Annotated in this window: 18 protein-coding genes; 3 read left to right on the forward strand and 15 right to left on the reverse strand. The window is 58.8% G+C overall.

The window, feature by feature from the left end; all coding sequences use genetic code 11:
- The first annotated feature begins 30 nt into the window (after positions 1-30).
- On the forward strand, positions 31-804 hold the full coding sequence (elyC, locus tag REA38_RS03240; protein ID WP_151265001.1) for an envelope biogenesis factor ElyC: 774 nt from the start codon (positions 31-33) through the stop codon (positions 802-804).
- A gap of 7 nt (positions 805-811) precedes the next feature.
- On the opposite strand, the gene REA38_RS03245 is transcribed toward elyC, so the two are convergent.
- From REA38_RS03245 to REA38_RS03270, 6 genes are all read right to left on the reverse strand, one after another.
- On the reverse strand, positions 812-1708 hold the full coding sequence (locus tag REA38_RS03245; RefSeq protein ID WP_033654240.1) for a YcbJ family phosphotransferase: 897 nt from the start codon (positions 1706-1708) through the stop codon (positions 812-814).
- A gap of 150 nt (positions 1709-1858) precedes the next feature.
- Complete coding sequence (gene kdsB, locus REA38_RS03250) at positions 1859-2608, reverse strand: 3-deoxy-manno-octulosonate cytidylyltransferase (RefSeq protein WP_025302283.1); 750 nt, start codon at positions 2606-2608, stop codon at positions 1859-1861.
- Positions 2605-2787 (reverse strand): Trm112 family protein, encoded by a 183-nt coding sequence (locus REA38_RS03255; RefSeq protein WP_004928237.1) that lies wholly within the window; start codon positions 2785-2787, stop codon positions 2605-2607. The genes kdsB and REA38_RS03255 overlap by 4 nt, the downstream gene beginning before the upstream one ends.
- A gap of 296 nt (positions 2788-3083) precedes the next feature.
- On the reverse strand, positions 3084-4310 hold the full coding sequence (locus tag REA38_RS03260) for a winged helix-turn-helix domain-containing protein (RefSeq protein ID WP_308884972.1): 1227 nt from the start codon (positions 4308-4310) through the stop codon (positions 3084-3086).
- A 113-nt stretch (positions 4311-4423) separates the two neighbouring features.
- Positions 4424-4645 (reverse strand): cold-shock protein, encoded by a 222-nt coding sequence (locus REA38_RS03265; protein ID WP_004928241.1) that lies wholly within the window; start codon positions 4643-4645, stop codon positions 4424-4426.
- A 221-nt stretch (positions 4646-4866) separates the two neighbouring features.
- Positions 4867-5076, reverse strand: coding sequence for a cold shock domain-containing protein (locus tag REA38_RS03270; RefSeq protein WP_019454537.1), 210 nt, complete (start codon positions 5074-5076; stop codon positions 4867-4869).
- Between the two features lie 525 nt (positions 5077-5601).
- Here REA38_RS03270 and REA38_RS03275 point away from each other — a divergent pair.
- On the forward strand, positions 5602-7008 hold the full coding sequence (locus REA38_RS03275) for a VOC family protein (RefSeq protein ID WP_033637856.1): 1407 nt from the start codon (positions 5602-5604) through the stop codon (positions 7006-7008).
- Positions 7009-7010: 2 nt separating this feature from the next.
- Here REA38_RS03275 and lpxK read toward each other — a convergent pair whose 3' ends face one another.
- The 9 genes from lpxK to ansB all read right to left on the reverse strand — a co-directional run bounded on the left by lpxK (position 7011) and on the right by ansB (position 19311).
- Complete coding sequence (lpxK, locus tag REA38_RS03280) at positions 7011-7991, reverse strand: tetraacyldisaccharide 4'-kinase (RefSeq protein ID WP_033637855.1); 981 nt, start codon at positions 7989-7991, stop codon at positions 7011-7013.
- Positions 7991-9739, reverse strand: a complete 1749-nt coding sequence (gene msbA / locus REA38_RS03285; protein WP_021504329.1) for a lipid A ABC transporter ATP-binding protein/permease MsbA — start codon at positions 9737-9739, stop codon at positions 7991-7993. Before msbA ends, lpxK begins: the two co-directional genes overlap by 1 nt.
- A 35-nt stretch (positions 9740-9774) precedes the next feature.
- The gene (locus tag REA38_RS03290; protein ID WP_080353500.1) at positions 9775-12045 is read right to left on the reverse strand and encodes a ComEC family protein; all 2271 of its coding nucleotides are present in this window, start codon (positions 12043-12045) and stop codon (positions 9775-9777) included.
- Between the two features lie 276 nt (positions 12046-12321).
- Positions 12322-12606 (reverse strand): integration host factor subunit beta, encoded by a 285-nt coding sequence (gene ihfB / locus REA38_RS03295; RefSeq protein WP_004928264.1) that lies wholly within the window; start codon positions 12604-12606, stop codon positions 12322-12324.
- 62 nt (positions 12607-12668) lie between these two features.
- A complete protein-coding gene (rpsA, locus tag REA38_RS03300; RefSeq protein WP_004928267.1) occupies positions 12669-14342 on the reverse strand; it encodes a 30S ribosomal protein S1 in 1674 nt (557 codons plus the stop codon).
- A 184-nt stretch (positions 14343-14526) separates the two neighbouring features.
- The gene (gene cmk, locus REA38_RS03305) at positions 14527-15216 is read right to left on the reverse strand and encodes a (d)CMP kinase (RefSeq protein WP_004928270.1); all 690 of its coding nucleotides are present in this window, start codon (positions 15214-15216) and stop codon (positions 14527-14529) included.
- A gap of 259 nt (positions 15217-15475) precedes the next feature.
- Complete coding sequence (aroA, locus tag REA38_RS03310; protein ID WP_033654246.1) at positions 15476-16762, reverse strand: 3-phosphoshikimate 1-carboxyvinyltransferase; 1287 nt, start codon at positions 16760-16762, stop codon at positions 15476-15478.
- Between the two features lie 114 nt (positions 16763-16876).
- The gene (serC, locus tag REA38_RS03315; protein WP_033637853.1) at positions 16877-17962 is read right to left on the reverse strand and encodes a 3-phosphoserine/phosphohydroxythreonine transaminase; all 1086 of its coding nucleotides are present in this window, start codon (positions 17960-17962) and stop codon (positions 16877-16879) included.
- Between the two features lie 302 nt (positions 17963-18264).
- Positions 18265-19311, reverse strand: a complete 1047-nt coding sequence (ansB, locus tag REA38_RS03320) for an L-asparaginase 2 (protein ID WP_060418408.1) — start codon at positions 19309-19311, stop codon at positions 18265-18267.
- Positions 19312-19459: 148 nt separating this feature from the next.
- Between ansB and ycaO the strand changes: the two genes are divergently transcribed.
- Entirely contained in the window at positions 19460-21223 is a 1764-nt protein-coding gene (gene ycaO / locus REA38_RS03325; RefSeq protein WP_308884978.1) for a 30S ribosomal protein S12 methylthiotransferase accessory factor YcaO, read from the forward strand.
- Positions 21224-21420: the final 197 nt, after the last annotated feature.

Consider the following 21420-nt stretch of genomic DNA (forward strand, 5'->3'; position numbering starts at 1 on the left):
GCTTTTTCACCCAAAAGGATCTGATTTTCGATGCTGTTCAACCTGAAAAAGTTCTTTGGCGCCATGCTGATGCCGCTGCCGCTGTTGATGCTGCTGATGGGGCTGGCGCTGCTGCTGCTGTGGTTCACCCGCTGGCAAAAAAGCGGTAAGACGATTTTCACGCTGAGCTGGCTGTTTTTACTGCTTTTCAGCCTGCAACCGGTGGCCGACCGGCTGCTGCGGCCGATCGAAGCCGAATACCAGACTTATCGCGGCAACGATCCGGTCAGCTACATCGTGGTATTGGGCGGGGGCTATACCTACAATCCCGATTGGGCGCCCAGCTCGAACCTGCTCGGCAACAGTCTGCCGCGCGTGACGGAAGGCGTGCGGCTTTATCTTGCGCATCCCGGCGCCAGGATGGTGTTTACCGGCGCGTCCGCCGGACGCATGCAAAGCAACGCCGCCACGGCGGCGCTGGTGGCCGAAAGCCTGGGCGTGCCGCGCAGCGATATGGTGATCCTGAGGGAACCGCGCGATACCGAGCAAGAAGCCGCTCAGGTCGCCAAGTTGGTCGGCGAGCAACCCTTCATTCTGGTCACCTCCGCCAACCATCTGCCGCGCGCCATGCGCTTCTTCGAGGCGAAAGGCCTGCACCCGATCCCGGCGCCGGCTAACCAGTTGGCGATCGACTCGCCGCTGAATATCTGGGATCGCGCCACGCCGTCGTCAATGTTCCTCGGCCATACCGAGCGCGCCTGGTATGAAACGCTGGGCAGCCTGTGGCAATGGCTGAAAGGCGCGGACCGCGCCGGCGCCGAGTAAGGCCCGTTCAACCGGCCAGCCAGGGCAGCAGCTGTTGCGACGCATAGTCGAACGGCCGCCGCTCCAGCTTGCCGGTATGGATCAAACGCCCCACCGCTTCCCACACCACGTACAGCCAGCGCCGCGCCAGAAAAGCGTCGGCGACCGGCGCCCGGCGCAGATAGCTGAACAGCAGTTGGCTGGGCATACCCGCCTCGCACAGGCGGAAAAGATCGTATTCGCGTGGCGCCCACAGCACCACGCCGGGATTGAGCATCGCCAGCAATTGATCGCTTTTGGGATCTTTCAGCATGCTGCGCAGCGACAGGTTACCGTGCACCAGAACGCAAGGATCGTCGAAGCCGACGAAAAAATGGGTCAGCGCTTCGCGCGTGCGGTACAGCAAACGGCGATCCGCCATGGTCAGCTGCGGGGTAGTGAGATTGACCACCGTCGCCCACAGCACTTCGACCCGCTGTTGATACCAGCAAAACCAGTCGTTCTCCTGCGTGCTGTCAACGCTGCCGACGCTGCCGTGGCTGTCGATGCGGTGCCAGGCCAATATCCCGTCAACGATCTGCTCCATCAGCATATTCCAGCGATCCGGCGAACGCGTCGGCGCTTCAGCCGACACGCCGCGCAGGCGCTCGATCAGCAGGATTTCCTTGTACGGCGCCTGGTGGGTACACACCACGCCGTACACCGTAGGCAGGCGAATATCCCCGTCGCGCGCCAGCATTGACAGCTTGTACGCCTCCTGCTGGGCGATACCCTGACAGATAAAGCTTTTCGCCATCAGCGGGATCGCGTTGCCCTGCCGATCGTACAGCGAATACATATGCGCATAAGGCTGCTCGCTCACCCGCTCCAGCCGGCTGATGGACTCACCCAGCACAATGCTCAGTTCGGCGCGTAACTGCTCCATAAGGCATTCACCTCAGGCTAATAGGGGGGATGCGTAACATCATCGAACGGTGAGCGGAAAAATTCTTCAACGCAGATCAACAAAACGGGGATCAATAATGGAGGGTATTGCATCGTCGGCGCGTTGCGCGCCGCGCCGACGAACTCAGGCTCAGGGTTGAATGCTGTCGCGCACGCGCTGGAGATCTTCCGGCGTATCGACCCCCACGCTCGGGATCGCTTTCGCGACCGCCACGTGGATTTTTTCACCGTACCACAGCACCCGCAGCTGTTCCAACAGCTCGATCTGCTCCAGTTGGCTCGGCGCCCAGCTGACGTAGCGGCGCACGAAGCCGGCGCGATAGGCGTAGATGCCGATATGACGCAGCAGGCTGTCGCCGATGCTCTCTTTCGACGCGGCGAAACGCTCACGGTCCCACGGAATGGTGGCGCGTGAGAAATAGAGCGCGTAGCCCTGCGCGTCCATCACGACCTTCACCGCGTTGGGGTTGAAAGCCTCTTCGGCGCTCTCGATCGGCACTGCCAGCGTCGCCATACCGGCCTGGCTGCCCGCCAGGTTCTCAGCCACCTGACGCACGATCACCGGCGGGATCAGCGGTTCATCGCCCTGCACGTTAACGATGATCTGGTCGTCGGCAAAGCCGTAGTGCGCGATCACTTCCGCCAGACGCTCGGTGCCGGAATGGTGATCCGGGCTGGTCATGCACACTTCGCCGCCGGCGGCTTCCACCGCTTTGGCGACTTCAAGGTGATCGGTCGCCACGATGACGCGGCTGGCGCCGGACTCGCGGGCGCGCTCCATCACGTGCACCACCATCGGCTTGCCGTGAATATCGGCCAGCGGTTTGCCCGGCAAACGGGTTGAGGCGTAGCGGGCGGGAATAATAGCGATAAAACTCATGCGTGCTTCTCATCCAGCGACAGCGCACGCGCTTCATTTTCCAACAGCACCGGAATGCCGTCGCGCAGCGGGTAAGCCAACCCGTCCGCTTTGCACACCAGTTCCTGGTTTTCTTTATTGAAATAGAGTTTGCCGTTGCATACCGGGCAGGCAACGATTTCGAGTAAACGGTGGTCCATGCATCCTCCGCTAGGGGATTGGTCATCTGGGAAAGGCAGTGAGGATAGCATAACGCCCGGCCTCAGGTTAATCACCGGCGGCGCCAACCCACCGATATTTCCTCAGCGCGCCGGCGCAACAGCTTGAACTGCGGCGCATCCCGGCGTAGAATTTTGTGATACAAATCACAAAAAGGCCGTGATACGTGATCAAACGTCTGCATAAAATCATCGCTCTGTTCGCTAACTTCAGCCACTGAGCCCCTTTGTAACGAGCGGCGCTGAACTTCGTTTTACCCCACCGACGGCGTCGCTCGTTATCCCACTTCCCAGCCGGCACCCCATTCAGCGGCCAACGCCGCCGGAATGTCGCCCAGCGCGACGCGTTGCGCGCCGTGCCATTTGGCCATACGCGCGATGGCCTGCCGAATATCCTGGGCCCGCCGTTTGCCGAAGCGCACCCGCGGCTCCGCATGAAAGCTGATGATCTCGAACACCCCCTGGCGGCGGTGCGCCTTGGCGTCAATGCGCCCCACCAGTTCACCCCGATGCAGCACCGGCAAGGTGAAGTAGCCATAGCGGCGTTTTTCTTTCGGCGTATAGCACTCCAGCCGATAGTCAAAGTTGAACAGCTCGAGCGCCCGGCGGCGATCCCAAACCACCGGATCAAACGGCGACAGCAGGCTGGTGACCGTCGATTTCAGCTTGCCCTGTTCCGCCAGCGGCAGCAGTTCCGTCAGTGAGCCATGCACATAGAACTGCCCTTCCAGCCCCTCTACCCGCACCGGCGAAATCTCCCCCTGATCCTGCAGCTCTGCCAGCAAAGTTTTTGGCGCCACGCGTTTCAGCCGATAGTAATCCGCCAACCATTCGGCGCGGAAAATGCCCAGATAGCGGCAGGTGCGATGCAACATTTGCCGGCGCGCCCGCTCCGCAGGCAGCGCATGACGCGCATCGTCCCAGGCCGGCAGCAGCCTTTCGGTCAGATCGTAAACCCGGTGGAAGTTGCGACGCTCGGCCACCATCAGCTTGCCGGCGGTAAACAGGATCTCCAGATGCCGTTTCTCCGGTTTCCAGTCCCACCATCCGCTGTTGCCTTTCTTCTCGGCGCTGAAATCGGCGGAGCGCACCGGCCCCTGTTGTTCGATGTGCCGCAGCAGGTTGTCCATCGCCGCCTGGTGCTGCTGCACCCAGTCGGCGGAATATTTCCAGCCCATATCATGCGGCGCCAGCATGCGATGCCGCAGCAGACCAAAATCCTCGATCGGCAGGAAACAGGCTTCGTGCGCCCAATACTCGAACAGCTTGCGGCCGGCGAGCGCCTGCTCCAGCCATTCCGGTTGATAGACCCCCAAACGGCTGAACAGCACCAGATACGGGCTGCGGGCGACGACGCTAATGGTATCGATTTGTAACAGCCCCATGCGCTGGATCGCGTTCACGACGTCGTCGGGCCGAGCCTGGCGTTTAAGCGGAGAAAGCAGCCCCTGGGCGGCAAGGTGCAGCGCGCGAGCGGCGGTAAGGGAAATTATCGGGGTGGTCATCCTGATATCCGTGGCAAGTAGGCAATGGCCTGATAATAGTGGATATCGAGGGATTTATCTTCGCCAGTGCATGCGGGTGGCGACACCGGCACTGGCGAGGAAGGTGGATGCGATCAGAACGCGATAACGTCTGCCGCGGACAGCCCATGTGAGCTGCGATAGATCGAGAACTCGACGTTCTGACCTTCGTTCAACGACTTATTTTTGGTGTTGGCGATAGCGTTGCGATTGACATAGATTTCGTCGCTGCCATCTACCGGTGAAATAAAACCATAGCCTTCGGCCTGATTAAACCATTTCACGCGGCCCATTTTTAACACAGTATTTTTAAACATAACTTATATCCTTTTACTTGAGCATCCTTGACAACGTCATTTTTTATATTGTCTGGACGCTACCAGCCCATCCTAAAGTTTTTCGTAACAAACCTCTCGTGAGCAAAAAATAAAAAACCCGCACTAAGGCGGGTTTGTTGAACTTAATATCTTCCGCATGACTCAGCGCTGACGCATCACCATGGTTGTATTAAGATCTCTTATACGCGTTCCCTGTATTCTTACAGAGCAACTACGTTGGCGGCAGCCGGCCCGCGCGGGCTGTCCTGGATGGTGTACTCGACGCGCTGGCCTTCAGCCAGGGTCTTGAAACCGTCGGTCATGATTGCGGAGAAGTGTACGAATACATCTTTGCCGCCGTCGTTCTGCTCAATGAAACCAAAACCTTTGCTTTCGTTGAACCACTTAACCTGACCAGTCTTCTTAGACATTACATTTACCTTTAAATATATTTACAAAACCTGCCATAAGAGGCAATTGGGGCCGTTTCAGAAACATTACTTATGGGAGGTACTTAGAAGGTTCGTCTTTGAAGCGGAATCGGATGATAACGTTTTTGGAGGAACTGCTTAACTCTAAACTCGAACATAAATAGGTCTGGATTACAGGCCGACTTGCATTTACTCATAAAACTGGTGAATGCACAAGAGGTTTATTGCCTTAAATTCATAAATAAGCCGAATTTATTTTTATCTCCCTGAATATGCATGACTTAATTTAATGGTCGCCGCGGCCGAACCACCGCGTCTCTCCGCTCGCCAAGGCATCTTTTGCCCGTCTGTGCGCTGCAAATGAGAGCTGACGCATAAAACTCTAATATGCTTGCCACGTCTATAACAAATCCCAAACCAGATAGCTAAACTTGAGGGGAAAACAAGGCAGACGGCTTTTTCGCCAGCACTTTTGCCGCTAAAAACACGATTTTTCAGATTATGCTGAATCAAGGAGCTATGCGCATGACCGCCCAGCAGTTCGTTTCACCTAATGAAATCCGCGCCAGATTCTCTCACGCGATGTCGGACATGTATCAAAAGGAGGTGCCGCTGTACGGCGATCTGCTGGAGCTGGTGGCGGAAACCAACCGACAGGTTCTGCGCGAAGATGCCGCACTGGCTCATCAACTGCAAATTACCGGCGAGATAGAACGCCTGGCGATGGAGCGCCACGGCGCCATCCGGGTCGGCACCGCGGACGAGCTGGCCACCCTGCGCCGCCTGTTCCGGGTGATGGGCATGGCACCGGTCGGTTACTATGACCTGTCGGTGGCGGGCGTTCCGGTGCACTCCACCGCTTTTCGCGCCGTACACGAAGACGCGCTGCAGATCAGCCCTTTCCGCGTGTTCACCTCCCTGCTGCGCCTGGAACTGATAGAAGATCCCGCGCTGCGTGCGCTGGCCGAGCGCTTGCTGGCGCGCCGCCGCATCTTTACCGATCGCGCGCTGGAGCTGATCGCGCTGCAGGAAGCGCAAGGCGGGCTGAATGAAGTGCAGGCGCAAGAATTTGTCGAACAAGCGCTGGAAACCTTCCGCTGGCACAACCAGGCGACGGTCAGCGCCGAAGAATACCGGCAGCTGCACGATCAGCATCGCCTGATCGCCGACGTGGTGGCGTTTAAAGGGCCGCATATCAACCATCTGACACCGCGCACGCTGGATATCGATCGCGTTCAGCAGGCGATGCCCGGCCGCGGCATTACGCCCAAGGCGGTCATCGAGGGCCCGCCGCGCCGCCGTCGCGCGATCCTGCTGCGCCAAACCAGCTTCAAGGCGTTGGAAGAACGCGTCGATTTCGTTGAGCATGACGGCCGCGCCGTCGCCGGCCACCATACCGCGCGCTTCGGCGAGATCGAACAGCGCGGTGTGGCGCTGACGACGAAAGGACGAGAACTCTACGACCGTCTGCTGCAGGCCACCAACGATGCGCTGCAGGGGCCGCCGAGCGAGAAAAATGCCGAGCGCTACTATCAACTGCTGGAGGAAAACTTCCGGGCGTTTCCGGATGATTACGCCACGCTGCGCGAGCAACAGCTGGCCTGGTTCCGCTATTTCCCGACCGAATGCGGCCTGGCGGCCAAAGAGTCGCTGGATAAGCACAGCACTCTGGAGCAACTGATCGAGAAAGAACACGTTCGCTTCCAGCCGCTGGTGTATGAAGATTTTCTGCCGGTCAGCGCCGCGGGGATTTTCCAGTCGAATCTGGGGGACAGCCGCCACGCGCAGTACAACGCCGCTTCCAGCCGGGCAGCGTTTGAACAAGCGTTGGGCAGTGAGGTGATCGACGAGCTGGCGCTGTATCAGCAAACCCAGCAGCGTTCGCTGGAAGCCTGCGCGCAAGCCCTGGGGCTTGCCACGCTGACATCCTGAGGTTACTTGGTCAGCAGAGATTCGATATCCTGCAGCAGTTGCTCAGCCTGAGCGGACGGTAGCACCGCATCAACCGGCAAATACCACCAATTGGGCTGGGCAAAGGCGCGACATTTCACCGCGTCCTTCTCCGTCATCAACAGCGTTTGATCGGCAGCAACCAGCGCCGCCAGCTGCGCCTGCTGATATTCCTGATGATCGGCAAACGCCACTTCCTGCACCACCTCGACGTTCAGTTTTTCCAACGTCGCGAAGAAACGCGGCGGATGGCCGATGCCCGCCATCGCTACCACGCGCGGCAGCTCGGCCGCCGGGCGACGTTCACCGCTCAGCAGGTTCACCGCATCACGCGCCTGCAGGCGCATGGCAATTTCCCCGGCCTGCGCCACGCCGCCATTGGCGACGCGCGCATTGACACTGCCAAGCCGCGCAGCACGCTCGCGCATCGGCCCGGCCGGCAGCCACCAGCCGTTGCCGAAGCGACGCACGCCGTCGATGACCACCAGCTCGAAGTCACGCTGTAAAGCATAGTGCTGCAAGCCATCGTCGGTGACGATCGCATCCAGCGGCTGTTGTTGCAGCAAGGCCTGCACCGCCTCTGCTCGCTTGGGCGCGATCGCCACGGGCGCACCGGTCCGCTGATAAATCAGCACCGGCTCATCGCCCGCCTCGCGGGTCGAGGTATTCTGATTGAGCACCAGGGGATAGACCGCCGACTTGCCGCCGTAACCGCGTGACACCACACCAACGCGATAGCCCCGCTGCTGCAGGTGTTCCACCAGCCAGATCACCATCGGCGTTTTGCCGTTGCCACCGGCGGTGAGGTTGCCCACCACCACCACCGGCACCGGCGAACGCCAGCTTTTGCGCAGGCCACAGCGGTAGCTGAGGCGGATCAGCCAGCTGAACAGGCCATACAGCCAGGAGAGCGGCAACAGCGCCAGATAAAGCAGCGAACCGCCGGACCAAATGCGCTCAATCATTATTGACCAAACTGCATGCGGTGCAGTTGCGCATAGGCGCCCTGCCGTTCAAGCAACTCGGCGTGCTCGCCGCGTTCGACGATGCGACCGTCCTCCACCACCAGGATCTCGTCCGCCTTCTCAATCGTCGACAGACGGTGTGCGATCACCAGCGAAGTACGGTCTTTCTGCAGCTCGTCCAGTGCGGCCTGAATGGCACGCTCGGATTCGGTATCCAGCGCAGAAGTCGCCTCATCCAGGATCAGGATCGGGCAATCGCGCAGCAAAGCACGCGCGATGGCGATGCGCTGACGTTGGCCGCCGGACAGCATCACGCCGTTTTCACCGATCACCGTATCCAGGCCGTTTTCCATCTTGTTGATGAAGTCCATCGCGTACGCCATTTCGGCCGCTTTCTCAATCTGCTCGCGGCTGTATTCGCTCTCGCGCGCATAGGCGATGTTATTGGCGATGGTGTCGTTGAACAGGTGCACGTTTTGCGAGACCAGCGCCACCTGATTACGCAGTGAGGCCAGGGTATATTCACGCAGATCGTGGCCATCCATCAGGATTTCGCCTTCCTGAATATCGTAGAAGCGCGTCAGCAGGTTGGCGATGGTGGATTTACCCGAACCCGAGCGGCCCACCAACGCCACAGTCTTGCCTTCGGCGATTTTCAGGTTGATATCACGCAGCGCCGGCGTTTCTTTAGCCGGATAGTAGAAGGTGACGTTGCGGAATTCGATGTCGCCTTTCGCGCGCTTCACTTCGCGGGTGCCGGTGTCTTTTTCCTGTTCCATATCCAAGATGGAGAACAGCGTCTGGCAGGCCGCCATCCCACGCTGGAACTGGGCATTGACGTTGGTCAGCGACTTCAGCGGACGCATCAGCGCGATCATTGACGAGAACACCACGGTAATGGTGCCGGCGGTCAGGGTTTCCATCACGCTCGGGAAGCTGGCGGCAAACAGCACGAACGCCAAGGCCAGCGAAGCGATCAGCTGAATGATCGGATCGGAAATGGAAGACGCAGAGACCAGTTTCATGCCTTGTTGACGCATGCGGTTGCTCACCGAGTTAAAGCGCTCGGTTTCCACCTGCTGGCCACCGAAGATCAGCACTTCTTTATGGCCTTTCAGCATCTGTTCGGCGCTGGTGGTCACCTGCCCCATGGTGTTCTGCATGTTCTTGCTGATGTTGCGAAAACGCTTGGACACCAGGCGAATGGCGATGGAAACGATCGGCGCCAGCACGATCAGGATCACCGACAGCTGCCAGCTGTAGTAGAACATCATGATGAACAGGCCAATGATCGAGGCCCCTTCGCGCACCACGGTCACCAGCGCGCTGGAAGAAGAAGACGCCACCTGCTCGGAATCATAGGTAATGCGCGACAGCAACGTCCCGGTGGATTGCTGATCGAAGAAGGCCACCGGCATTCTCATCATGTGGCCAAACAGGCGGCGGCGCATCTGCATCACCACCATGCCGGAAACCCAGGAAATGCAGTAGCTTGAAACAAAGCTGGTCACCCCGCGCATCAGCATCAGCGCAATCACCGCCAGCGGCATCCACACCAGCACGCTGCTGTCGGTTTTTCCAAACCCATCGTCCAATAACGGTTTAAGCAGAGACAGCATCAGCGTGTCCCCCGCTGCGTTCATAATCAACGCAATGGCGGCCACAATCAGCCCGGTCTTAAAAGGAGTGATCATCGGCCAGAGTCGACGGAACGTCTGCCAGGTCGAGAGATCTTTATCATTCATCATGCAAATACCAGCATCGGAAGAAATAGCGGCCTATTTTACTCATTATCGCCCTCTACGCCAAACCGCTGATGGTACCAACGGGGCATTAATTGTTCGCGAAAGCCTTTAATTTGCCAATCGTTGTCGAAAAAAAGCACCGACAACTGGCCGGAGCGCGTCGTATCGTGCCATGTAATGCCATTTGCCCGATACCGGGCGACCACTTTACGCGCTGGCAAACGCCATTTACCGTAACGAGATGCGGACGCCAGCGCAGCTTCGGGATTAACCGCGCGCAAAAAAGGCGGTGTTGAGGAAGTTTTGCTGCCATGGTGCCCCACCTGCAATACCGTGGCCGTTAAGCGGTCGCGCCGCAATCGGAGCAGCTGCGCCTCCGCCCTCTTTTCCGCATCGCCGGTGAGCAGCAGACTGTATTTCCCGTCGTCGATACGGATCACGCAAGAGTCGTCATTAACCGGCCTTTTGAGCATTTTCGGCGGCCACAGCACCTCGAATTGCAACGACTGCCAGCGCCAACGCTCGCCGGCGATGCAGGGTAAATGCCCTTCCCCGCGTATCGGGCTGCGCACGGTAGCTTGCGGGAACGCTCGCCGCATCGTCGGGAGCCCGCCGATATGATCGAGATGAATATGGCTGATAATGATCTGCTCCAGCTCGATGCCCCGCCAGTTCAGCATCGGCAATATATGCCGTTCTGCGGCACTGCCTGTCGCCCAACGATCGCCGGTGTCGTACAGTATCCCCTTGCCGTTTTGCTCGATCACCACCGCCAGGCCGTGCCCGACATCGAGCATGTCGACGCGCCAATGGTAATCCGGTGCTTTACCTCGCCATAACACGCAGCATATGGCTATCGCTGCCAGTCCAGGCGCATAGCGCCACCACCAATGAAAGCGCCAACAGATAACGAGAAGCCATCCCGACGCGCTGGCAAGCAACGAGGCGGCCCCCAAATCCACCCAACCGCGCTGCAGATAATTTAACGGCACAAACACCCATCCCAACGTGAAATCCGCCAACCACCAAAGCCCGTAACTTAGCGAGGGGAAGATGCCGCAAATCAACGCCAGCAAAATCAACGGCACCGTCACCAATGAGACGATGGGCACCGCCCAGAGATTGGCCGGCAGCGAGGTCAACGTCAGGCCCAGAAACAGCGCGGCCTGCATCGGCACCAGCAGCAACGTCATGCCTAGCTGAATATGCAGCCAGCGCACCGGAGCCCAATACCACGCCGAACGAAATCGCTCGCCGAGCGGTGCCCACTCGAACCAAAAAATCAGGCACCCCACCGCCAGTACCGACAACCAGAAACTGTCTGACAAGACCGCCAACGGATCGCACAGCAAAATAAGCCCGATGCACCACAGCCACACTTGCCATGAAGAGCAATGCACGCCGCGCAAACGCAGCAGCATCCACAGCGTCATCGCCAACGCGGTACGCACCGCCGGCGGCTGGGCGCCCACCAACCAAACATAGATCAGCGTCGCCACCCAGCCCGCGATCAACGGAAAACGATAACCAATCAGATGGGCGGGGAGGAAAAACTGCAGAGCGCGCAGCACTGCCCAGAACAAAATGGCGACCATCGCAACATGTAACCCCGATATGGCCATCAGATGAGCGATACCGGTTTTCAACATCAGCGTGCGCAAAGCCTGTTCGAGCGCGGTTCTTTCCCCAAACGCCAACGCCAGCAACACCGCCTTGTAACGCAATTCACCAATGTTGGCTTCAGCATGGCTGATAATGCGCTGGCGCAGGCCGCAATTCCCCTCCAGCAAGCGCGCCTGCCTGACCTGAGCGGTCAACGGCTGGCGCTGTGCGATCGCCCAACGTTGGCTGTCGAAGCCTCCTTCATTGAGCTTGCCATGCACCGGCCGCATGCGCAGTTTCAATTGCCAACGCTGCCCGGCACACAGCCGTTGCTCTTTCGGAGCCCATGTCGTGGTAAACGCCAGCGCAGGCACCAGCCAATGACCGTCGACCCGCTCGATGCGCATCAGGGTCTGCTTACTGACGGCAGGCTCCAGTGCGACGCTGCTTATCTGCACCACCGCCGTCACTTCCGGCGCGCGGCTTAAGCGATCCATTTGCCCGAGCAGGCTTCCGGCGTTGAAAACTGCCCATATGAATCCCAATCCCAGGCAGGCCAAATAACGGCAGAACGGCCAACGGGTGCGCAGCAGTAAACCGGCGACCAGCAGCATCGGCCACAGCAACCATTGCTCTGGCAACTGCGGTAAAAGCAGCAGCGGCAGGATGCCGCAGATAACGGCGAATATCGCCAGATCCAGCGAAATTTTGATCGCTCTTCTCCCATCAGCTTCACCATGAGCAAAAACGCGTCACGAAGAGCAAGCAGGATTATTCAAGCGACATGTCGCCGCCAGCGGGCTTTAGTGAGGATGCGGCGAGCACGGCAGGATAAGAGAGGCATATGCAGCAGCCACACCGCAAATGCGGCGCGGTACGCAATTCACAAGCAGAGCTCGGGGAATTGCAGGCGAAAAAAAACGGCGCCTTAAAGGCACCGTTTTATATTCTTTACAAGCAACAACGCTATGGGCAGTCAGCGACTAGCCATAGATATTGGCGCGGTCACGCAACTCTTTGCCTGGTTTGAAGTGAGGAACGTACTTGCCGTCCAGCTCGACTTTGTCGCCGGTTTTCGGGTTGCGGCCTACACGCGGGGCACGGTAGTGAAGAGAAAAACTGCCGAATCCGCGGATCTCAATGCGTTCGCCCTCGGCCAGCGTTGCGGCCATGTGCTCAAGCATCTCTTTCACTGCATCCTCAACGGCCTTCGCCGGAATATGAGATTGCTGGCCAGCAAGTCTTTCAATAAGTTCAGACTTGGTCATAGTACCTCCAAGCTTTGCAGCTAAACTACCGTATCGGGGCGGTCAGAAACCGCCCCCCGTCATTACTCGCCTTTAGCCGCTTTGAAAGCTTCAGCCATTGCGTTAGAGAAGTTGCCTTCTTCCTGTTTGTTGTTAACAGTTGCGATGGCGTCTTTCTCGTCAGCTTCGTCCTTAGCACGTACGGACAGGCTTACAACGCGGTTCTTACGGTCAACGCCGGTGAATTTGGCTTCAACTTCGTCACCTACGTTCAGAACCAGAGTTGCATCTTCAATGCGGTCGCGAGAGGCTTCAGATGCACGCAGGTAACCTTCTACGCCGCCTGCCAATTCAACTGTAGCACCTTTGGCGTCAACTGCAGTGACTTTACCAGTAACAATAGCACCTTTCTTGTTCATAGACAGGTAGTTATTGAACGGGTCTTCAGCCAGCTGCTTCACGCCCAGGGAGATACGCTCGCGCTCTGCGTCAACTTGCAGAACAACCGCTGCGATTTCGTCGCCTTTCTTGTATTCACGAACTGCTTCTTCGCCTGCAACGTTCCAGGAGATGTCAGACAGGTGAACCAGGCCGTCGATGCCGCCGTCCAGGCCGATGAAGATACCGAAGTCAGTGATAGACTTGATTTTACCTTCAACGCGGTCGCCCTTGTTGTGGGTTTCTGCGAACTGCTGCCATGGGTTGGATTTGCACTGCTTCAGGCCCAGGGAGATACGACGACGTTCTTCATCGATGTCCAGAACCATCACTTCCACTACGTCGCCCACGTTAACAACTTTGGACGGATGGATGTTTTTGTTGGTCCAATCCATTTCAGAAACGTGTACCAGACCTTCAACGCCTTCTTCGATTTCTACGAAGCAGCCGTAATCAGTCAGGTTGGTTACACGACCAGTCAGCTTGGTGCCTTCTGGGTAACGTTTCGCGATAGCAACCCATGGATCTTCGCCCAGCTGTTTCAGGCCCAGGGATACACGAGTACGCTCGCGGTCGAACTTCAGCACTTTAACAGTGATTTCATCGCCAACGTTGACGATTTCGCTTGGGTGCTTAACGCGTTTCCAAGCCATGTCAGTGATGTGCAGCAGGCCGTCTACGCCGCCCAGATCAACGAATGCACCGTAGTCAGTGAGGTTCTTAACGATACCTTTAACTTCCATGCCTTCCTGCAGGTTTTCCAGCAGTTGATCGCGCTCAGCGCTGTTCTCGGATTCGATAACCGCACGGCGAGAAACGACAACGTTGTTGCGCTTCTGATCCAGCTTGATGACTTTGAACTCAAGCTCTTTGCCTTCCAGGTGCAGAGTGTCACGTACCGGACGCACGTCAACCAGGGAACCTGGCAGGAACGCGCGGATGCCGTTCAGCTCGACGGTGAAGCCACCCTTCACTTTGCCGTTGATAACACCGGTTACAGTCTCAGCTTCTTCGTAAGCTTTTTCCAGCGTGATCCAAGCTTCGTGACGCTTAGCTTTCTCACGGGACAGCAGGGTTTCACCGAAGCCGTCTTCAACAGCATCCAGAGCAACGTCAACTTCGTCACCAACCTGGATTTCCAGCTCGCCCTGGGCGTTTTTGAATTGCTCAGCCGGGATGGCAGACTCAGATTTCAGACCGGCGTCAACCAGTACGATATCTTTGTCGATAGCAACAACGACGCCACGAACGATGGAACCCGGGCGGGTTTCGATTTCTTTTAAGGATTCTTCAAAGAGTTGAGCGAAAGATTCAGTCATGTTGTTAATCTTCAGGGTTCTTTAGTTTAACGTCCATTTAGCGTCCCGCCGAATGGGGTTGTTTCACATACCCCGCCATTGGCTCCATGCCGACAGGGTTTAAGGTTACAGGGGTAAAATTTTACCCGATATATTGCGATACCGCTATGACAAATATGACAAAAAGCCAATAGCGCCGCCGCGCTTATTGCTGCGGCAACGCCAACACTTTCTGTGCATACGTCAACGCCTGCCGGATCACTTCTTCGATCGACATGCTGGTAGAATCCAGCACGAGGGCGTCAGAAGCGGGCACCAGAGGCGCGATAGGCCGATTACGGTCACGGTCGTCCCGTTCCTTTATCTCGGCTAAAAGACGTTCAAAGTTAACATTAAAGCCCTTCTCCTGCAACTGCAGCATGCGGCGGTGCGCGCGCTCCTCCGAGCTGGCGTCGAGGAAAATCTTGACCGGCGCGTCCGGGAACACCACCGTGCCCATGTCGCGGCCATCGGCAATCAGGCCGGGCGCCTCGCGGAATGCGCGCTGGCGGCGCAGCAGCGCCTCGCGCACGCGCGGAAACGCCGCCGCTTGCGACGCGGTGTTGCCGACGGTTTCGGTGCGGATCTCATTGCTGACGTCCTCACCTTCCAAAATCACCTGCAGCTTGCCGTCCTGGGCAACGAAGCGAACATCGAGATGTGCGGCCAGCGGAACCAGCGCTTCCTCAGAAGTGATATCAACCTGATGATGCAACGCTGCCAGCGCCAGCACGCGATAGATCGCGCCGGAGTCCAGCAAACGCCAACCCAGAGACTCGGCCAACGCTTTACACAGCGTGCCTTTGCCTGCGCCACTTGGTCCATCAACGGTTATCACCGGGGCTGTAGCCGTCATTTCTCTCTCCTTCAGGTAGAAAACCTCACAGAGACACGGCGTGCTTCGACTCGAAGCCCGTGCGCTCTGTCACCTGCCCAATCAGGGGCAAATACGGTGGCGTATTATACGCTGCCCTACGGCGATCTGTTACCCTGGAACTGTCCGGTTGTTGAAAATAAGCGCACAACCGCGAAAAAGTATAGAAGAAATGCCGGCCGCCAAAGGTTAAAAACGATAAAGGCCCACAAAGGGGCCTTAAAATAAACGATTTGACGGGTTACGCCGGCTGGCTGATGCGGGCCAGCTGTTCGAAATAGTCCGGGAAGGTTTTCGCGGTGCATTTCGGATCGAGAATGGTGACCGGCGTATCCGACAGCGCCACCAGCGAGAAACACATCGCCATGCGGTGATCGTTGTAGGTGCCAATCTCGGCGAACTGCAGTTTGGCCGGCGGCACGACGTGAATGTAGTCTTCCCCTTCGTCCACTTCCGCCCCCACTTTACGCAGCTCGGTGGCCATCGCCGCCAGACGGTCGGTCTCCTTCACCCGCCAGTTGTAGATATTGCGGATGGTGGTCGGCCCCTCGGCGAACAGCGCCGCGGTGGCGATGGTCATCGCCGCGTCCGGAATGTGGTTCATGTCCATGTCGATGCCGCGCAGTTCACCGCGGCTGCACTCGATGAAATCGTCGCCCCAGGTAATGCGCGCGCCCATTTTCTCCAGCACGTCGGCAAACCTGGTGTCGCCCTGCACGCTTTTGCGGCCGATGCCGGTCACGCGCACGGTCCCGCCCTTGATAGCCGCCGCCGCCAGGAAGTAAGAAGCGGAAGACGCGTCGCCCTCAACCAGGTAATCGCCCGGCGCGATATACGTCTGGCGCCCCTGGATATGGAACACCCGATAGTTGTCGTGGCTCACCGATACGCCGAAAGTGCGCATCAGATGCAGCGTGATGTCGATGTACGGCTTGGAAACCAGCTCGCCCTTGATGTGGATCTGCGTATCCTGCGGCGCCAGCGGCGCAGTCATCAGCAACGCGGTCAGGAACTGGCTGGAGACGCTGCCGTCAACGGTGACGTCGCCGCCCTGGAAGCCGCCACGCAGGCGGATCGGCGGGTAATCGGTCTGCTCGAGGTAATCAATCTGCGCCCCGCCCTGGCGCAGCGCGTCCACCAGATGGCCGATCGGGCGCTCTTTCATGCGCGGTTCACCGGTCAGCACCACGTCGCCTTCGCCGAGGCACAGCGCCGCCGCCAATGGGCGCATCGCCGTACCGGCGTTGCCGAGGAACAGTTCCAGCGGCCGATCGGCCACCAGCGGCCCGGCCACGCCGGTCACTTCGCACAGGGTGCGATCGGCGGAAAGCTGGTAGTTCACGCCCAACGCCTGCAGCGCGTTCAGCATATGACGCACGTCGTCGCTGTCCAGCAGGTTGGTCAGCCGGGTCGTGCCTTTCGCCAGCGCCGCCAGCAGCAGAGCGCGGTTAGAAACGCTCTTCGAGCCGGGTAAGTTGACGGTGCCATTGACCAGGGCGACCGGTTGTAACGTCAGGGAATCCACCATGTGAACAAAACTCTCCAATTCTGATAAACGAAACGGCTCCGGAATAATGCCGGAGCCGCTTTAATGCAAAAGGACAACAGCCTGAGGCAGCCCGCGCCTGGCGGGCTGACGGAATCAACCGTGACGACGTTCGAAGTCGGCCATGAAATCGGTCAGCGCCTGCACGCCGGCCAGCGGCATGGCATTGTAAATAGAAGCGCGCATGCCGCCAACTACCCGGTGGCCTTTCAGCGCCTGCAGGCCGATGGCCTCGGCTTCGCTGAGGAACACTTTGTCCAGCGCCGCATCGGCCAGTTGGAACGGCACGTTCATCCACGAACGGTTGGCGATCGCCACCTGGCTGCGGTAGAAGTCGGATTTATCGATGGTCGCGTACAGCAGCTCGGCCTTGGCCTGATTGCGTTTTTGCATCTCCACCAGGCCGCCCTGCTCTTTCAGCCATTTGAACACCAGCCCGGACAGGTACCAGGCGAAGGTCGGCGGGGTGTTGAACATCGAGTCGTTCTCGGCCAGCACGGTGTAATCGAGGATCGACGGCACTTCTTTGCGCGCCTTGCCCAAAAGATCGTCGCGCACGATCACCAGCGTCAGGCCGGCCGGGCCGATGTTTTTCTGCGCGCCGGCGTAAATCACGCCGAAGCGGCTGACGTCGAGCGGGCGGGACAGGATGGTCGAGGAGTAATCGCCGATCACCACCTTGTCGCCGAAGTCCGGCGTTTCATCGATGGCCACGCCGTCGATGGTCTCATTCGGGCAATAGTGCACGTAAGCCGCGTCGTCGCTGAGCTGCCACTCTTTCATCGGCTTGATGCCGCTCAGGCCGTCGATGCGGGTTTTCACGTCGATGACGTTCGGGGCGCAATACTTTTCCGCTTCCTTGATGGCGCTGTGCGCCCAATAGCCGCCGTCGATATAGTCGGCGGTGGCCTTGTCGCCCAGCAGGTTCAGCGGCAGCGCGGCGAACTGCGCGCGGGCGCCGCCGTGGCAAAACAGCACTTTATAGTTGGAGGGGACTTTCAGCAGATCGCGCAGATCCTGTTCCGCCTGCTCGGCAACGGCGATGAATTCTTTGCTGCGGTGACTGATCTCCATCACTGACGTGCCCAGCCCGTGCCAGTTGCACAGTTCCTGTTCCGCACGACGCAACACTTCCACCGGCAGCATCGCCGGGCCAGAGCTAAAATTATAAACCTGAGTCATTTCCCCTCACCACATTCACTGTTCGCCGCAGAAAAGCGACCTGTCGAAAAGACGCCCGAAGTTAACGCTCGCGTTAACCAACCCATCGGTTTTATCACTCACGCCCCATGGCTGCAACGCTTATTCGCCCGTCGGCGGCAAACGGCCGCGCCGGGTGATGACAGGCTCTGCGGCCGTCGCGATTGTTTGGACGATAAAACCCTGTGACATGGGGAAATTCAGCGGGTTAACGCGGTGTTTTATGCTGTATTCAGCCAAGATGGCTGCGAGAGCCCGGCCGGCCCCCGCAGGAGAGAAAACGGTCAGTACTGATTGAACATCTGCTGGATCTGCTTCGCGTCTTTGGTTTGCGTCAGCGCCAGCTGCAGCAGTATGCGCGCTTTTTGCGGATTCAGCGTGCCGGCGGCCACAAAGCCGTACTTGGCGTCGTCCACTTCCGCATCTTCGGTGGTGGCGCCGGTCGGCACGCGCGATGAGCGCACCACCGCCACACCATTGTGCGCCGCCGTCGCCAGGGTGTCGAACACGGTTTTATACAGGTTGCCGTTGCCGACCCCGGCGCTGACGATGCCCTGGTAGCCTTCGGCGATCAGCGCCTTGGCCGGCGCATCGGAGGCGTTGGCATAGTTGTAGATGATGCCGACCTTCGGCAATTCGTTCAGCTTGCTGACGTCGAACGGCGTATCCCGGGTATGCTTACGCTGCGGCGAGCGCTGGTAATCGATCTTGCCGTTGTGGATATACCCCAGCGGGCCGAAGTTCGGCGACTGGAAGGTCTGCACGGCGGTGGTGTTGGTCTTGGTGACGTCGCGCGCATCCAGCACGGTGTCGTTCATCGCCACCAGCACCCCGCGGTTGGCCGATTGCGGATCCGCCGCCGTCACCACCGCGTTGTACAGATTGAACGGGCCGTCGGCGCTCATCGCCGTCGCCGGCCGCATCGCCCCTACCAGCACCACCGGCTTGTCGCATTTCACCGTCAAATCGAGGAAATAGGCCGTCTCCTCCAGCGTATCGGTGCCGTGGGTGATGACGAAGCCGTCGGTCTTGCCGCAGTCGGCGTCAATTTTCTTCGCCAGCGTCAGCCAGACCTGATCGTTCATGTCCTGCGAGCCGATGTTCACCACCTGCTCCCCCTGCACGTTGGCGACGTTCTTCAGCTCCGGCACCGCATCGACCAGCGCCTCGACGCCCAGCTTGCCCGCGGTATAGTTGGATTTCGTCGCCGACTCACCGCCGCCGGCGATAGTGCCGCCGGTCGCCAGCAGGGTGATGTTGGGCAGCGCCAGCGCCGAGGCGCTGAAGCCGGTCAACAAGAGGGTTAACGCGCTGAGTTTCACTGATTTCATTAGATTTCTCCGTGACAGATAACTCGCTGAATTATGGCGCCTATCCTTAAAAAAACTGTGACTTTGCCGCCGCTTTAGGAATACGTGGAGCTCCAGCGTAAAACCCCGTATCATTGCGCGTTTTTAGTACGCGCAAAAAGTGAAGACAATGACGCAAACTTTTATCCCCGGTAAAGACGCCGCCCTGGAAGACTCCATCGCCCGTTTCCAGCAGAAACTGAGCGATCTCGGTTTCAACATCGAAGAAGCCTCCTGGCTGAACCCGGTGCCGCACGTGTGGTCGGTGCACATTCGCGATCGCGATTGCCCGCTGTGCTTCACCAACGGCAAAGGCGCCAGCAAAAAAGCCGCGCTGGCCTCCGCGCTGGGTGAATATTTCGAGCGCCTGTCCACCAACTACTTCTTCGCCGATTTCTATCTGGGCCGGCAGATCGCCGAAGGCGACTTCGTGCACTACCCGAATGAGAAATGGTTCCCGCTCCCTGAAGACGACGCGCTGCCGGCCGGCATCCTCGACGAACGCCTGCACGCCTTCTACGATCCGCAGCAAGAGCTGAGCGCCAGCGATCTTGTCGATCTGCAGTCCGGCAACGCCGATCGCGGCGTGTGCGCGCTGCCGTTTACCCGCCAGTCCGATCAGCAAACCGTGTACATCCCGATGAACATCATCGGCAACCTGTATGTTTCCAACGGCATGTCTGCCGGCAACACCGCCAACGAAGCGCGCGTGCAGGGCCTGTCGGAAGTGTTCGAGCGCTATGTGAAAAACCGCATCATCGCCGAATCCATCAGCCTGCCGGCGATCCCGGACGAAGTGCTGAACCGCTACCCGGGCGTGGTGGAAGCCATCGCCAAACTGGAAGAGGAAGGTTTCCCGATCCTCTCCTATGACGCCTCGCTGGGCGGCAACTACCCGGTGATCTGCGTGGTGCTGTTCAACCCGACCAACGGCACCTGCTTCGCCTCGTTCGGCGCGCACCCGGACTTCGGCGTGGCGCTGGAACGCACGGTGACCGAACTGCTGCAGGGCCGCAGCCTGAAAGATCTCGACGTGTTCACCGCGCCGACCTTCGATGACGAAGAAGTGGCGGAACACACCAACCTGGAAACGCACTTCATCGACTCCAGCGGCCTGATCTCCTGGGATCTGTTCAAACAGGACGCCGATTACCCGTTCGTTGACTGGAACTTCAGCGGCAGCACGCAGGAAGAGTTCGCCACCCTGATGAGCATATTCGACAAGGAAGACGCGGAAGTGTACATCGCCGACTACGAGCACCTGGGCGTCTACGCTTGCCGCATCATCGTGCCGGGCATGTCCGACATTTATCCGGCGGAAGACCTGCTGCTGGCCAACAACAGCATGGGCGCGCACCTGCGCGACACGCTGCTGGCGCTGCCGGGCAGCGAGTGGGAACCGGAAGAGTACCTGGCGCTGATCGAGCAGTTGGACGACGAAGGGCTGGACGATTTCACCCGCGTACGCGAACTGCTGGGCATTGCCAGCGGCAAAGACAACGCCTGGCATACCCTGCGCGTGGGCGAGCTGAAGGCGATGCTGGCGCTGGCGGGCGGCGATCTGGATCAGGCGCTGATCTGGACCGAATGGACGCAGGATTTCAACGCCTCGGTGCTGAGCCCGGCGCGCAGCAACTACTACCGCTGCCTGCAAACGCTGCTGCTGCTGGCGCAGGAGCCTGAACGCGAAGCGGCGCAATACTATACCGCGTTCGTGAAGATGTATGGTCAGGAAGCGGTCGACGCCGCCTCCGCCGCCATCAGCGGTGAAGAACGCTTCAACGGGCTGTTCGCCGTCGATGCCGATCTGAAGGCGCTGCCGGCCCATCAGGCGCTGCTGGCGGCCTACGAGAAGCTGCAGGCGGCCAAACGCCGCCACTGGGCCAAAGCCTAAGCGTCATCAGAGGTACTGCCACTTTGGGAGTACCCCTGCTGCCAAACGCCGCACGCCGTTGCGGCGTTTTCATTTTTGCGGTTTATTTCAACGCATGCGGTTTTATTTTTTCGCCGGAAAATAGGCGGTTAAACGACCATAAAAATAAATAAACCGTCAATTGTTGCCGGACGGTGAAATAATAATTAACCGATAAT

The organism is Serratia sp. MF1(2023) (assembly GCF_030954545.1).
Taxonomy (GTDB): Bacteria; Pseudomonadota; Gammaproteobacteria; order Enterobacterales; family Enterobacteriaceae; genus Serratia; species Serratia sarumanii.

Coding starts and splice junctions, on each gene's coding strand:
- REA38_RS03245 (WP_033654240.1), bottom strand. CDS start 1,708: ATGGAGCAGTTACGCGCCGAACTGAGCATTGTGCTGGGTGAGTCCATC.
- ansB (WP_060418408.1), bottom strand. CDS start 19,311: ATGAAATCAGTGAAACTCAGCGCGTTAACCCTCTTGTTGACCGGCTTC.
- msbA (WP_021504329.1), bottom strand. CDS start 9,739: ATGATGAATGATAAAGATCTCTCGACCTGGCAGACGTTCCGTCGACTC.
- cmk (WP_004928270.1), bottom strand. CDS start 15,216: ATGACGGCTACAGCCCCGGTGATAACCGTTGATGGACCAAGTGGCGCA.
- REA38_RS03255 (WP_004928237.1), bottom strand. CDS start 2,787: ATGGACCACCGTTTACTCGAAATCGTTGCCTGCCCGGTATGCAACGGC.
- ycaO (WP_308884978.1), top strand. CDS start 19,460: ATGACGCAAACTTTTATCCCCGGTAAAGACGCCGCCCTGGAAGACTCC.
- serC (WP_033637853.1), bottom strand. CDS start 17,962: ATGACTCAGGTTTATAATTTTAGCTCTGGCCCGGCGATGCTGCCGGTG.
- elyC (WP_151265001.1), top strand. CDS start 31: ATGCTGTTCAACCTGAAAAAGTTCTTTGGCGCCATGCTGATGCCGCTG.
- kdsB (WP_025302283.1), bottom strand. CDS start 2,608: ATGAGTTTTATCGCTATTATTCCCGCCCGCTACGCCTCAACCCGTTTG.
- REA38_RS03270 (WP_019454537.1), bottom strand. CDS start 5,076: ATGTCTAAGAAGACTGGTCAGGTTAAGTGGTTCAACGAAAGCAAAGGT.
- REA38_RS03260 (WP_308884972.1), bottom strand. CDS start 4,310: ATGACCACCCCGATAATTTCCCTTACCGCCGCTCGCGCGCTGCACCTT.
- REA38_RS03265 (WP_004928241.1), bottom strand. CDS start 4,645: ATGTTTAAAAATACTGTGTTAAAAATGGGCCGCGTGAAATGGTTTAAT.
- rpsA (WP_004928267.1), bottom strand. CDS start 14,342: ATGACTGAATCTTTCGCTCAACTCTTTGAAGAATCCTTAAAAGAAATC.
- aroA (WP_033654246.1), bottom strand. CDS start 16,762: ATGGTGGATTCCCTGACGTTACAACCGGTCGCCCTGGTCAATGGCACC.
- REA38_RS03275 (WP_033637856.1), top strand. CDS start 5,602: ATGACCGCCCAGCAGTTCGTTTCACCTAATGAAATCCGCGCCAGATTC.
- lpxK (WP_033637855.1), bottom strand. CDS start 7,991: ATGATTGAGCGCATTTGGTCCGGCGGTTCGCTGCTTTATCTGGCGCTG.
- ihfB (WP_004928264.1), bottom strand. CDS start 12,606: ATGACCAAGTCTGAACTTATTGAAAGACTTGCTGGCCAGCAATCTCAT.